The organism is Streptomyces sp. NBC_00667 (assembly GCF_036226825.1).
In the GTDB taxonomy this organism is placed as follows: Bacteria; Actinomycetota; Actinomycetes; order Streptomycetales; family Streptomycetaceae; genus Streptomyces.
On sequence record NZ_CP109023.1, the window covers coordinates 322,210 to 334,856 of the forward strand.

Below are 12,647 nucleotides of genomic sequence, written 5' to 3' on the forward strand. Positions count from 1 at the left end.
CCCGAGGCTTTCCGAAGCCTCCCAGCGCTTCCGCACGCTTTCGAACGAGAGGTTCCGACCATGGCGCACGAGAGCTTCCCGCCCGGTGCCACGCACTTCCGCTGCGTGGGAGTGGGCGTGGGCCCGGCCAACCTCAGTCTGGCGTCACTGCTGCACTGCAGGCCGGACATGCCCAATCTCTTCCTCGACCGCAAGGAATCCTTCAGCTGGCACGACGGCCAGCAGATACCCGGAACCACCCTCCAGGTCTCCCAGTTCAAGGACCTGGTGAGCCTCGCCGACCCCGCCAGCCCCTTCTCCTTCCTCGCCTACCTCCACGAGAAGGGCCGGGTCTACCACTTCCTCAACGCCCAGTTCGACGACGTGCCCCGGCTGGAATTCCGCAACTACCTGGCGTGGGCCAGCCGCCGCAACGAGAACATCACCTTCGGCGAGGACGTCCGGGAAGTCGGCTTCGACGACCGGCGCGGCACCTACACCGTCCACACCGACCGCCGCACCGTCACCGCCGACAACGTCGTGGTCGGCGTCGGCAGCCGCCCCTGGGTCCCGCCGCAGGGCGCCGGCCGGCTCGGTCCCACCCAGTTCCACGTCGCCGACTACCTGAACGCCTCCCACGACCTCGGCGGCAAACGCGTCGTCGTCATCGGCGGGGGCCAGTCCGGCGCCGAGGCCTTCCTCGACCTGATCTCCCGCTCCGGCCGGCAACTGCCCCGCCGGGTCTCCTGGATCTCCCGCCGGCAGAACTACTTCCCGATCGACGACTCGCCGTTCACCAACGACTACTACATGCCCAGCCACGCCGACTACTTCTACGCACTGCCCCGCGAGCGCCGCCAGTCGCTGAACGCCCGCAACATCCTGACCAGCGACGGCATCTCGGAATCCACCCTGCGCGAGATCTACCAGGGCATCTACGTCCACCGCTTCGTGGAGGGCAACGAGGACCTGGTCGCCCTGCACCCGGGCCGCGAGGTGTTCGACGTCAGCCCCGCCCCCGTAGCCGGCTGGGAAGTCAGCGCCCGCCACACCGGCGAACCCGAATCGGTGGAGAAGTTCGACGCCGACGTCGTCGTCTGGGCCACCGGCTACCGGCCCGCCGCCATGGACTTCCTCTCCCCCCTGGCCGACCGCCTGGAGCGCGAGGGCGACGAACTGCGCGTCGACGAGGACTACGCCGTCCGCTGGGACGGCCCCGAGGACCGGCGGATCTTCGTCCAGAACGGCGTGCGCGGCCAGCGCGGCCTCGCCGACCCCAACCTCAGCCTCAACGCCTGGCGCAGCCGGCGCATCGCCGACCGGATCAGCGGCGTACGCGGCGACGAGCAGCTCGCCTCCTTCATCGAGTGGTCCACCAAGCCCGCACCGCAGGAACGGTGGAGCGCCTGATGGACACCGCCGCCCCCGCCGGGGCCCGCAGCGACGTCGCCGTCGTCGGCGCGGGGATACTCGGCGTCCTCATCGCCCGCGAGATCCTCGCCCGCGACCCGGCCGCCACCGTCACCGTCCTCGACCGCGACATGATCGGCTCCGGCGCCAGCCGCCGCTCCGCCGGACTGCACTTCCCGCGCGGCGCCACCGAGACCGTGCGCACCCTGGCCGCCGAGAGCGAACGCTTCTACGCCGACCTCCACACCCTGCGCCCCGACCTGCCCATCCACCCGCTGCCCATGACCGTCCTCGCCCCCGAGGCCGCCGAGGAGCGGCTGCACGAGGTCTACCTCCCCGAGGCGAAGCTGCGCCGGACCACCGAACTGCCGTCCTCGGTCCCGCAGCTGCCCGCCGGATACGGCGCCTGGCAGGGCGACGGCTGCCAGTACGCGGACGTCCACACCCTCACCCAGCAGCTCGGCGCCGAGCTGCGTCCCCGCCTCCTCTTGCGCGAAGGCGTCGCCGTCACCGCCCTCGACGCCGGCCCGGACCACGTCCGCCTCACCCTGACCGGCGGCGCGGCGCTCACCGCCGGCCGCGTCGTCCTGGCCCCCGGGCCCTGGCTCGCCGACCCCGCCTGGCGCGAGCTCGTCGCCCCGCTCGGCGCCCGCGTCAAGAAGATCGTCGCCCTGCACATCGACGTCCCCCCGCGGACCGGCGACGGGGCGATCGTCTTCCAGGACGAGGACGCGTTCCTGCTGCCCCTGCACCACCGCGGCCACTGGCTGTTCAGCTACACCTGCCGCGAATGGGACGTCGACCCCGCCCACATCGACCCGGCCCCCACCGCCGGCCACCTCGACGAGGCCCGCGCCCTGCTCACCCGCTACGCCCCGCAGCTCGTCGACCGCTGCCACTCGGGCCGCGTCTTCTGCGACGCGTACGGCCCGCAGGGCCACCCGCTGGTCACCCCGCTCACCGAAGACGGCCGGACCGTCTTCGCGGGCGCCGCCGGCGGCTCCGGGTACCGCCTCGCCCCCGCGCTCGCCGCCCGCACCGCCGACCTGCTCTCCCTGCCCGCCTCACCCCGGAAGGCCACGACATGATCATCGCCAGCTATGACGCCGACGTCCTGGAACAGGCCTTCGGCATCGACATGAGCGGCGTCGAGGGCCTCGGCACCGGCGCGGGCTGGGGCCGGGTGGCGCCGGGCCGGGCCGCCGACCGCCACCAGCACGACGAGACCGAGCTGTTCGTCATCGTCCGCGGCAGCGGCGAGTTCGTCCTCGACAGCGGCGAGCGCCACCCCGCCGAACCGGGCACTGTCGTCCTCTTCGAACCGTTCGAAACGCACGTCCTGGCCAACACCGGGGAAGGCGACCTCGTCTTCTTCACCCAGTACTGGCGCGACGGCGACCGGGCCCTGGCCTCCGCCGCGAACCCCGCCCGCAAGGGCTTCGGCGAGCGGCCCGTCTTCGTCTTCTCCACCCCGCCCACCCCCAACGGCGACCTGCACCTGGGCCACCTCTCGGGCCCCTACCTCGGCGCCGACGCCTTCACCCGCTTCCAGCGGATGACCGGCGCCGAGGCCTACCACCTCACCGGCAGCGACGACTACCAGAGCTACGTCGTCGGCGCCGCCCGCAAGGACGGCCGCACCCCCGCCGAGACCGCCGCGCACTACAGCGCCGAGATCGCCGAGACCCTGCGGCTGATGGACATCCCGCTCGACCAGTACACGGTCACCGACCAGGACCCCGCCTACCGCGAGGGCCTCCAGGACTTCTTCAGCCGCGTCGTGGACTCCGGCCGGATCGCCGTCACCGCCCACGAGGCCCTGTACGACGCCGAAAGCGGCCAGTACCTCTACGAAGTCGACGTCAAGGGCGGCTGCCCCGGCTGCGGCGCCACCACCTCCGGCAACATCTGCGAGGAGTGCGGCGAACCCAACACCGTCGCCGACCTCACCGACCCGGTCTCCGCCGCCTCCACCACGGCGCCCCGCCGCGCCCCCGCCGCCCGCTGGACCCTCCCGCTGCACGCCTTCGCCGACGACGTACGCGCACACCACCGGCTCGGCCGGGTCCCCGCCCGGCTGCGCGAACTCGCCGACCGGCTCTTCCGGCGCCCCGCCCTGGACGTCCCCGTCACCCACCCCTCCACCTGGGGCGTCGAACCGCAGGAGAACGCCACCGAAGGCCAGGTCATCTGGGTGTGGCCGGAGATGAGCTACGGCTTCCTGCACGGCATCCAGTCACTGGGCTCCCGCCTCGGCCGCGACTGGAGGGCCGCCGACCCCGCCCGGGACTGGAAGATCGTCCACTTCTTCGGCTACGACAACAGCTTCTACCACGCGGTCCTCTACCCCGTGCTCTACAAGCTGGCCTTCCCCGGCTGGACCCCGGACATCGACTACCACGTCAACGAGTTCTACCTGCTGGAGGGGAGCAAGTTCTCCACCAGCCGCCGGCACGCGATCTGGGGCAAGGAGATCCTCAGCCCCGACACCGTCGACTCCGTCCGCTACTTCCTCGCCTCCACCCGCCCCGAAGGCCTGCGCACCGACTTCCGGCGCGCCGCCTACGAGGCCACCCTCGACGACACCCTCATCGGCACCTGGCAGCAGTGGCTGAACGACCTCGGCGCCCGCGTCGCCAAGCACCACGGCGGCCACGCCCCCGACGCCGGGAACTGGACGCCCGAGCACTCCGCGTTCCTCGCCCGGCTCGGCGCCCGCCTCACCGCCGTCACCGGGGCGCTGGACAACGACGCGTTCTCCCTCAACCAGGCCGCCGCCGAACTCGACGGCATCGTCCGCGACACGGTCCGCTTCGCCCGCGGCGAAGGCCTCCTCGCCGACACCGGGGCCTGGGCGGACGAGAACCGCACCGCCATCGCCCTCGAACTGGCCGCCGCCCGCCTCCTCGCGCACGCCGCCGCCCCCGTCATGCCCCGCTTCGCCGACAAGCTGGCGGCCGCCCTCGGCCTCGAAGCCCCGCGCACGTGGCCCCGTACCGTCGAACTCCTCGCGCCCGGCACCGCCGTCACCCTCGCCGACGCCGTGTTCTTCCGGCCCGCCGGCGCACCCCGCGCCCCGAGCGCCCTCACCCCGTGGCTGACCGGCATCGTCCGCAGCGCCCTGCGCCTGGAGGACGACGAGCAGATCGCCGGCCGCACCCTCACCCAGCTGGCCGCCGGCTCCCTCCAGGCCGTCACCGTCCAGTACCAGATCCTCGACGCCCTCGACGTGGACCTGTCCATGGACGAACTGCTGCACGGCGGCACCCTCGACGAGCTCGCCGCCGTCATCGCCGAGCGCGCCGACGACACCGCCGTCGCCGCCCTCACAGAGGGAGAGCCCCGATGAACCACCGCCTGATCCTGCGCGAGATAGCCGAACGCGGCCTGTCCGTCGCCCTCGCCGACGGCGACCTGCGCCTCCAGGGCAACCGCGACCGGATGGACGCCGACTTCATCACCCGCGTCAAGGCCGCCAAAGCCGAACTCGTCGCCCACCTCGCCCGGGAGGCCCAGCACGGCCCCGGCTTCCCCCTCACCCCGCTCCAGCGCAGCTACTACATCGGCCGCAGCGGCGTCTTCGAGATCGGCGACGTGGCCAGCCACGTCTTCCACGAGATCGAAGGCGTCTGGGACATCGACCGGCTGCAGAGCGCCCTCGACACCGTCATCGGCGCGCACAGCGCCCTGCGCTCCCGCTTCCTCGCCGACGACCGCCAGGTCACCGAGTACGGACACCACGCCCACCTGCCCATCGGCCGCCTCGACCTGCGCGACCGCACCCCGCAGCAGCAGGAGGTGCTCCGCGCCGAACTGCGCGAGCAGCGCTCCCACCAGGTGCTGCCCGCCGACCGGGCCCCGCTGCTCAGCGTCGACGTCACCCTCCTCGCCGACGACAAGATGGTCCTCCACGTCGGCCACGACGGGCTCGTCATGGACGGGATCAGCATGTTCCTGTTCTTCCGCGCCTGGTGGCGCGCCTACCAGAGCAGCCCCGCCGAAGGCCCCGGCGCGCCCGTCGAGTTCGCCTACGACGACTACCTCGCCGCCCTCGAAGCCGCCCGCGGCAAGGCCCCCGCCCGCCGCTCCCGCGAGTACTGGATGCGCCGGGTGGACGACCTCGCCCCCCACCCCGACCTGCCGCTGCGCACCAGCCCGGCCGCGCTGACCCGCTCCCGCTTCACCCAGCGCCGGGTGCGGGTCGAACGCGAGCGGTGGACGGCCGTCAAGGAGCGGGCCGCCGCCGCCGGACTGACGCCCTCCGCGCTGCTGCTCGCCGCGTACGCGGAAGCCCTCGCCACCTGGGGCGCGGGGGAGCGGTTCACCCTCACCACCACCATCGCCAACCGGCCGCCCGTCCACCCCCGGGTCTTCGAAGCCATCGGCCAGTTCTCCGACACCCTCCTGGTCGAGGCGGAGGTCGACCGCTCCCTGCCCTTCGTGGAGCGGGCGCGGGCCCTGCAGAGCCGGCTGCACGCCGACATCGACCACCGCCACTTCTCCGGCATCGAGGTCATGCAGGAACTGGCCCGCCGCCGCGGCGGAGTGGCCGGCGCGCGGATGCCGTTCACCTTCAACAGCGCCATCGGACACGTCAGCAGCGAGGTCGACGGCTCGGCGCTGGAACTGTTCGGCCCCGAGGTCCACTCGGTCAGCCAGACGCCCCAGGTATGGCTGAACGCCTTCGCGATGGAGCAGCACGGGGCCGCCGTCATCCAGCTCGACGGACTCGACGAACTCTTCCCCGAAGGTCTGCTGGACGACCTCGCGCACGGGTACGGGACGCTGCTCGGCGAACTCGCCGACGAGGCGGCCTGGCAGCGCCACAGCTTCGACCTGCTGCCGCCCGCGCAGCGCGAACGCCGCCGCGCCGCCAACGACACCGCCGCCCCGCTGCCCGAGGAGATGCTCGGCGACGCCATCGCGGCCCGGGCCGCCCGCACCCCCGACGCCCCCGCGATCCTCACCACCGAGCGGGAGGTCGGCTACGGCGAACTGCTGCGCCGCGCCGCCGCCGCCGCGGCCTGGCTCCGCGGGCACGGCGTGGGCAGGGGCGAACTCGTCGCCCTCGTCATGCGGCGCGGCCCCGAGCAGGTCATCGGCATCCTCGCCACCGTGCTGGCCGGGGCCGCCTACCTGCCCGTCGACGCCGCCCTGCCCACCGCCCGCCAGGAGTACATGCTGCGGGACGGCCGGGTGCGGTGCGTGCTGACCGACGGCGGCCCCGCCGAGGCCTGCGCCGCGGGCGGGTTCGCCGTACTCGACCTGACCGCCCCCGATGCCCTGCCGGACGGGCCCGCCGAGGTGCCCGCGCGGCTGCCCGGCTCGCACCCCGACGACCTCGCGTACGTCCTCTACACCTCCGGCACCACCGGCGCGCCCAAGGGCGTCATGGTGACCCACCGCAACGTGGCCAACGTCGTCGCCGACTGCCACACCCGCTTCCGGATCGGCCCCCAGGACCGCTTCTTCGCCATCAGCGCCTTCAACTTCGACCTCTCCGTCTGGGACGTCTTCGGCGCCCTGTCGGCCGGCGCCGCCCTGGTCATGCCCGACCGGGACAAGGCCGTCGACCCCGCCCACTGGCTCGACCTGTGCCGCGCGCACCGGATCAGCGTGTGGAACTCCGTCCCCGCCATCGTCGGCCTCCTGCACGACCAGGCCGCCGCCGACGGCGACGTACCGCCCGCCCTGCGCCTGGTCATGATGAGCGGCGACCGGCTCCCGCCCGCCCTGCCCGCCGCGCTGCGCACCCTCAAGCCCGGCCTGGAGGTCGTCTCCCTCGGCGGCCCCACCGAGACCACCATCTGGAACATCCTGCACCCCGTCCGCGAGGACGAGGACGGCACCGAGTCCATCCCGTACGGCCGCCCCAACGCCAACAACCGCGCCTACGTGCTGGACCGCGACGGCCTCGACGCACCCGACTGGGTCACCGGCGAGATCGTCGCCGCCGGCACCGGCCTGGCCCGCGGCTACTGGGGCGACGAGGAACGCACCGCCGAGCGGTTCTACGAGGACCCGGTGCGCGGCGAACGCCTCTACCGCACCGGCGACCTCGGCCGGTACCTGCCCGACGGGGACATCCAGATCCTCGGCCGCTCCGACTTCCAGATCAAGGTCAACGGCTACCGGATCGAAGCCGGCGAGGTCGAGACCCGCCTCGCCGCCCTGGACGCCGTCGCCCAGGCCGTCGTCGCCGCCCGCGGCGGCTCCCTCGTCGCCCACCTCGTCGCCGACGGCGACCACCGCCCCGAACTCGCCGAGATCCGCCGGGCGCTGCGCGCCGACCTGCCCGACTACATGCTGCCCGCGGCGCTGGTCTGGCACGAGAGCCTGCCCCTGACCAAGAACGCCAAGGTCGACCGTACGAAGCTGGCGGCGCTCGGCGCCGAGGAGCCGGCCGCCTGCGCCGCACCGGCCGCGGCACCGGGCGACACGGCACCCACCGGCGCCACCGAGAAGCTGGTGGCCGACATCTGGTCCACCGTCCTGCGCCGCGCCGACATCGGCGCCCTGGACACCCTCGCCTCCCTCGGCGGTGACTCCATCGCCGCCGCCCGCATCCTCACCGCGGCCCGCAAACGCTTCGGGGTCACCCTCACCCTCGACCAGTTCGCCGAGATCGACACCGTCCGCGCCATGGCCGCCGTACTCGCCGAAAGGGAAACCCGATGACCGCCCCGACGGTCCCCGTCACCGCCCCGGCGGCCGCCCCCACGGTCCCCGTCACCGCCCCGGCCGCCCCCTCACCGCTCAACCGCCTCGTCGCCGCCGCCCCGACGGCCGGCGGCCGCATCCACGCGGCCCGCCTGGACGGCACCCGCTCCCTCGCACTGAGCGAGCTGTACGAGCGCTCCGGCCGCCTCGCCCACCACCTGCGCGCCCTCGGCATCGGCCCGGGCACGCGGATCGGCATCCTCGCCGCCAACGGCCTGGAGTGGGTACTGCTCGACCTGGCGGCGCTGCGCCTGGGCGCCCAGACCGCCGGCCTGGAACCCGGCAAGTTCACCCCGTCGCGCGAGCTCATGGACCGCTACGGCCTCACGCTCCTGTGCACCGACCAGCCCACCGCCCTCGCCGGCACCCTGCGCACGGACGACGTCTGGGCCCTGACCGAACCCGGCGACGGCCCTGCGGAACCCCTGCCCCCGGTCACCTGGGCGGAGCAGGACGTCACCACCATCAAGTTCACCTCCGGCAGCACCGGCGTCCCCAAGGGCCTCGGCGCGACCGCCGGCAGCATCGAGAGCTCCCTCGAAGCCGTCCAGGAGATCTTCGGACACACCCCCGACGACCACCTGTTCGTCTTCCTCCCCCTCTCCCTGCTCCAGCAGCGCTACTGGGTCTACTCGGCCCTGCTGCACGGCCACGACGTCACCCTCACCACCTACGAGGCGGCCTTCGCCACCCTGCGCCGGGTGCGCCCCACCGTGGTCATGGGCGTCCCCGCCTTCTACGAGACGGCCCGCCGCCAGATCGAGGCCCGGCGCAGGCGCCCCGGCGCGGGCGGTACCCGGCAGGTCGCCGAGGCCCTGTTCGGCGACCGCATCCGCTACCTGTGGACCGGCTCCGCACCCGCCGCGCCCGCGCTGGTCCGCTTCTTCACCGAGGAGGCCGGGCTGCCGCTCTTCGAGGGCTACGGCCTCAACGAGACGTGCATCGTCACCAAGAACCACCCCGGGGCCCACCGCGAGGGCAGCGTCGGCCGAGTGGTACGCGGCAAGCAGGTGCTGATCGGGGAGGACGGGGTGATCAGCGTCCGCAGCACCCACCCCGTCGGCGACCACTACGAGTACGCCGCCCCAGGCGACTCCGAGAAGGTCTTCATGCCGGACGGCACCGTACGCACCGGCGACATCGGCCACCTCGACGAGGACGGTTTCCTCTTCGTCCACGGCCGCGCCGACGACGTCATCGTCCTCGACAACGGCAAGAAGATCGTGGTGCGGCCCGTCGAAGAGCTGATGAAGGCCGATCCGGCGATAGCCGAATGCGTGCTGTTCAGCCCCACCCAGACCGACCTCGTCGCCGTCGTCTCCCCGGCCGCCCTGCCCGCCGACACCGGCGCCGTCACCGCCGCCCTCGCCGCGGCGAACGCCGCCGGCACCCCCGACGAGCGGATCAGCCGGGTCATCGTCGCCGACGAGCCGTTCAGCATCGCCAACGGCCTGCTGACTTCCCAGTACAAGCCCAAACGCCCCGCGATCCGAAGCGCCTACGCGCACCAGCTGCACAGCCAGGAGGCCGGAATCCATGCCTGACACCCTCACCGCGATCGAGTCCGCGGCCCGCGAACAGCTCTCCCTCGTCCTGATCCCCGAGGTCGCCGCCGAGTCGCTCGACCCCGACGCGGACCTGGCCGCCGCCTACGGCCTGACCTCCCTCAACAAGGTCCTCTTCCTCACCGAGCTGTGCGAGGACACGGGCGTCGACCTCGCCCACTTCACCGAACACGACCTCGCCGCCATGCGTACGCTGCGCGACGTCACCGCCGCCCTCACCCGCCACCACGACGCGACCCCCGGAGCCTGAACCATGACGACCAACTGGGCCGCGGACGCCGCCGCCATCCTGGAGAACGACCGCGTCCGGATGACCCCGGTCACCGAAGCGGACCGCGAGGGCGTCCGCGCCGTCGCGATGGACCCCGACATCTGGCGCTACTTCGTCTCCGCCGTCGAGAACGACGCCGACTTCGAGACCTTCTTCGGCGCCATGCTCGCCGACCACGCCGCCGGCCGACGGGCCATCTACGTCATCACCGACAAGGCGACCGGCCGAATCGCCGGCAGCATGAGCTTCGGCAACATGGCCGAAGCCGACCGGCGCCTGGAGATCGGCTGGTCCTGGCTCGGCCGCGACTTCCGCGGCAAGGGCATCAACCACTGGGCGAAGGCGCTGCTCCTCACGCACGCCTTCGACGTCCTGGAGGCCGAGCGCGTCGAGTTCAAGACCGACGTCCTCAACGTCCAGGCCAGGCGCGGACTGCGCAACATCGGCGCCACCGAGGAAGGGACCCTGCGCAGCTTCAACTACATGCCCGGAGGCCGGCGCCGCGACGCCGTCTTCTACAGCGTCCTGCGCGCCGAATGGCCCGAGGTGGGCGCCGCCCTCGCCTGGGGACCGAAGACGGCCGTCACCGCATGAGCGTCACCTTCGTCGCCGCCCGGGGCACCGCGCGCGAAGTCGGCCGCACGCACGGCGCGGCCCTCGCCGCGCCGCTGCGGGCCTTCCTCGACGACGGCCTCGCCCGCCTGGACCACCTCACGGACGCCCCCGTCTCGCTCGCCGCGCTCCGGCCGACGGTCGCCGCCTACCGGGCGGCGGTCACGGCCGCCCTGCCGGACCTCGCCGAGGAGGTGGCCGGGCTCGCGGAAGGAGCCCGCATCACCGAGGACGAAGCCTGGCTGCTCCAGCTGCGCCGCGAGATCATGGGCTACTCCAAGATCCGGACCGGCGGGGACTGCACCACGTACGCCCGCACCGGGCCCGCCCCCGTCCTGGCCCAGACGGTGGACCTCAGCGGCAACCTCGACACCCACATCACCGTCCTGCGGACCCCGCGCTCACTGGTCCTCAGCTTCGCGGGACTGCTCGGCTACCTCGGGCTCAACCGCGCGGGCCTCGCCGTCGGGCTGAACCTGGTGCTCGGCGGCGCGTGGGGCCCGGGGGTGCCGCCGTACCTGGCGATCCGCCACCTCCTGGACCACGCGGGGAGCGTCGCGGAAGCCCTCGAACTCCTCGCGGACCTGCCGCTGGCCAGCTCGCGCTCGCTGATGCTGTGCGACCGCGAGCGCGCGGTGTACGTGGAGCACCTGGACGGGGAACTGCGGGTGGGGCAGGGGAGCGACCCGGTGCACACCAACCACTTCCTGCACCCCGACTTCGCCCCGGCGGACGAACTCAACGTCTTCGCCCGCAACTCCTCGGTGCGCCGCCTGCGCGCGGCCACCGAGGGCCTGGCCCGCATCGCCCCGGCCGCCCCGGCGCAGGACCACTTCGCCCTCCTCGCGCGCCCGCCGGTCTGCGTCCCCGACCGCGGGGACATCCGCGCCGAACGCACCGTCGCGGCGGTGGTCCTCTTCCCGCACGCGGGCGAACTGCACCTGCGCCCGGGCGATCCCTCGCAGAGCGAGACCCGGACGTTCACCTTCTGACGCACAGCACCCGCTGACGGAAAGGATGTGGAGGATGGACGCATGGCTGGTCGACCTCGACCAGGTCGTCCCCACTTTCCACGAACAAGCCGCCCTGACCGAAGAGGAGCTGCGGCGCGGAGCCGAGTTCGTCCACGCCCGGGCCGCCCATCGCTTCTTCCGCGCCCGGCTGACGGTCCGCAGGCTGCTGGCCGACCGCCTGGGACTCGACCCGCGCGACCTGCGCATCCACTACGACCCGGCGGGCAAGCCCTACCTGCCCGACCAGCCCGGCACCCACATCAGCTGGTCCCGCTCCGACGGCATGCTGCTGCTGGGCGCGACCGAGACCGGACCGGTCGGGGTGGACGTGGAGCTCGTCCGCCCGGCCGGCACCAGCATGGAGGTCCTGTCCTTCGTCTACCCGGCGGCCCCCGCCACGGCCACGCCCCGCGCCTTCTTCCACGCCTGGACCCTGCTCGAAGCGGCGGTCAAGGCCACCGGCCGGGGCCTGGCCCGGGGTGCGAAGGAGGTCGACCTGGACTTCGCCCCGGACGGCGCGGTCACCCTGCGCGGCATCACCGGCCACGGCCCCCACCCCTGGCACGGCCACACCTCCCTGCACCCCACCCACCCCACCGCCCCCTCGGCCATGACCGCCTTCGTCTCCCACGAGGTCCCCCCGTTCCGCATCCGCCCCTGGCCGCCGCGCTGACGCCGGGGCCCGGTGCGGCCAGGGGGGGCCGGTCAGCCCTTGACGTACCCGAAGCTCTCGGCGATCAGACCGTTCTCCAGCCGGGTCACGTTGACGCCGCGGACGAAGTCGGCCTCGCCCGGCCCGTATTGCAGCCGCCACCGGCACACGGCCCGTTCGCCGGCCGTCCAGAGCTCCTCCACGTCGAAGGTGGTTCCTTCGTCGGCGGCGATCGAGCTCCAGAACCGCAGGCACTCGTCGTATCCGACGTGCCTCGTCCCCTCGGGGGCCGGTCCCGAGTTCTCCAGGAGGCAGTCCGGCGCGAGGACGTCCTCGAGGAGGCCGGGGTCGTGCTGCCGGAAAGCCCGGTTGAACTGCTCGATGACCTCGCGCGTCCGCTCGTCCGACATCGGGTGCTCCCCACG

Annotated in this window: 10 protein-coding genes; 9 read left to right on the forward strand and 1 reads right to left on the reverse strand. The window is 73.2% G+C overall.

What is annotated here, in order from left to right:
* Nucleotides 1–60 precede the first annotated feature (60 nt).
* From OHA81_RS33920 to OHA81_RS33960, 9 genes are read left to right on the forward strand one after another with little or no spacing between them, the layout of a single operon-like run.
* Nucleotides 61–1,389, forward strand: a complete 1,329-nt coding sequence (locus OHA81_RS33920; protein ID WP_329203166.1) for a lysine N(6)-hydroxylase/L-ornithine N(5)-oxygenase family protein — start codon at nt 61–63, stop codon at nt 1,387–1,389.
* Nucleotides 1,389–2,477 (forward strand): NAD(P)/FAD-dependent oxidoreductase, encoded by a 1,089-nt coding sequence (locus OHA81_RS33925; protein ID WP_329203168.1) that lies wholly within the window; start codon nt 1,389–1,391, stop codon nt 2,475–2,477. Before OHA81_RS33920 ends, OHA81_RS33925 begins: the two co-directional genes overlap by 1 nt.
* Nucleotides 2,474–4,738, forward strand: a complete 2,265-nt coding sequence (locus OHA81_RS33930) for a class I tRNA ligase family protein (protein ID WP_329203170.1) — start codon at nt 2,474–2,476, stop codon at nt 4,736–4,738. The genes OHA81_RS33925 and OHA81_RS33930 overlap by 4 nt, the downstream gene beginning before the upstream one ends.
* Nucleotides 4,735–8,067 (forward strand): non-ribosomal peptide synthetase, encoded by a 3,333-nt coding sequence (locus tag OHA81_RS33935; RefSeq protein ID WP_329203172.1) that lies wholly within the window; start codon nt 4,735–4,737, stop codon nt 8,065–8,067. Before OHA81_RS33930 ends, OHA81_RS33935 begins: the two co-directional genes overlap by 4 nt.
* A complete protein-coding gene (locus OHA81_RS33940; RefSeq protein WP_329203174.1) occupies nt 8,064–9,653 on the forward strand; it encodes an AMP-binding protein in 1,590 nt (529 codons plus the stop codon). Before OHA81_RS33935 ends, OHA81_RS33940 begins: the two co-directional genes overlap by 4 nt.
* Nucleotides 9,646–9,924, forward strand: a complete 279-nt coding sequence (locus OHA81_RS33945; protein ID WP_329203176.1) for a phosphopantetheine-binding protein — start codon at nt 9,646–9,648, stop codon at nt 9,922–9,924. Before OHA81_RS33940 ends, OHA81_RS33945 begins: the two co-directional genes overlap by 8 nt.
* 3 nt (nt 9,925–9,927) lie before the next feature.
* Nucleotides 9,928–10,539 carry a GNAT family N-acetyltransferase gene (locus OHA81_RS33950; RefSeq protein ID WP_329203179.1) on the forward strand — a complete coding sequence of 204 codons (612 nt, stop codon included), beginning with the start codon at nt 9,928–9,930 and terminating at the stop codon, nt 10,537–10,539.
* Nucleotides 10,536–11,549, forward strand: a complete 1,014-nt coding sequence (locus tag OHA81_RS33955) for a C45 family peptidase (RefSeq protein WP_329203181.1) — start codon at nt 10,536–10,538, stop codon at nt 11,547–11,549. Before OHA81_RS33950 ends, OHA81_RS33955 begins: the two co-directional genes overlap by 4 nt.
* A 34-nt stretch (nt 11,550–11,583) precedes the next feature.
* Nucleotides 11,584–12,243 (forward strand): 4'-phosphopantetheinyl transferase family protein, encoded by a 660-nt coding sequence (locus OHA81_RS33960; RefSeq protein ID WP_329203183.1) that lies wholly within the window; start codon nt 11,584–11,586, stop codon nt 12,241–12,243.
* A gap of 32 nt (nt 12,244–12,275) precedes the next feature.
* Here OHA81_RS33960 and OHA81_RS33965 read toward each other — a convergent pair whose 3' ends face one another.
* Nucleotides 12,276–12,632 carry a nuclear transport factor 2 family protein gene (locus OHA81_RS33965; RefSeq protein WP_329203185.1) on the reverse strand — a complete coding sequence of 119 codons (357 nt, stop codon included), beginning with the start codon at nt 12,630–12,632 and terminating at the stop codon, nt 12,276–12,278.
* Nucleotides 12,633–12,647: the final 15 nt, after the last annotated feature.

Bases quoted from the DNA above. Each gene is read 5' to 3' on its own strand.
- OHA81_RS33945 (WP_329203176.1), top strand. From the start codon at position 9,646: ATGCCTGACACCCTCACCGCGATCGAGTCCGCGGCCCGCGAACAGCTC.
- OHA81_RS33920 (WP_329203166.1), top strand. From the start codon at position 61: ATGGCGCACGAGAGCTTCCCGCCCGGTGCCACGCACTTCCGCTGCGTG.
- OHA81_RS33940 (WP_329203174.1), top strand. From the start codon at position 8,064: ATGACCGCCCCGACGGTCCCCGTCACCGCCCCGGCGGCCGCCCCCACG.
- OHA81_RS33950 (WP_329203179.1), top strand. From the start codon at position 9,928: ATGACGACCAACTGGGCCGCGGACGCCGCCGCCATCCTGGAGAACGAC.
- OHA81_RS33955 (WP_329203181.1), top strand. From the start codon at position 10,536: ATGAGCGTCACCTTCGTCGCCGCCCGGGGCACCGCGCGCGAAGTCGGC.
- OHA81_RS33930 (WP_329203170.1), top strand. From the start codon at position 2,474: ATGATCATCGCCAGCTATGACGCCGACGTCCTGGAACAGGCCTTCGGC.
- OHA81_RS33935 (WP_329203172.1), top strand. From the start codon at position 4,735: ATGAACCACCGCCTGATCCTGCGCGAGATAGCCGAACGCGGCCTGTCC.
- OHA81_RS33925 (WP_329203168.1), top strand. From the start codon at position 1,389: ATGGACACCGCCGCCCCCGCCGGGGCCCGCAGCGACGTCGCCGTCGTC.
- OHA81_RS33965 (WP_329203185.1), bottom strand. From the start codon at position 12,632: ATGTCGGACGAGCGGACGCGCGAGGTCATCGAGCAGTTCAACCGGGCT.
- OHA81_RS33960 (WP_329203183.1), top strand. From the start codon at position 11,584: ATGGACGCATGGCTGGTCGACCTCGACCAGGTCGTCCCCACTTTCCAC.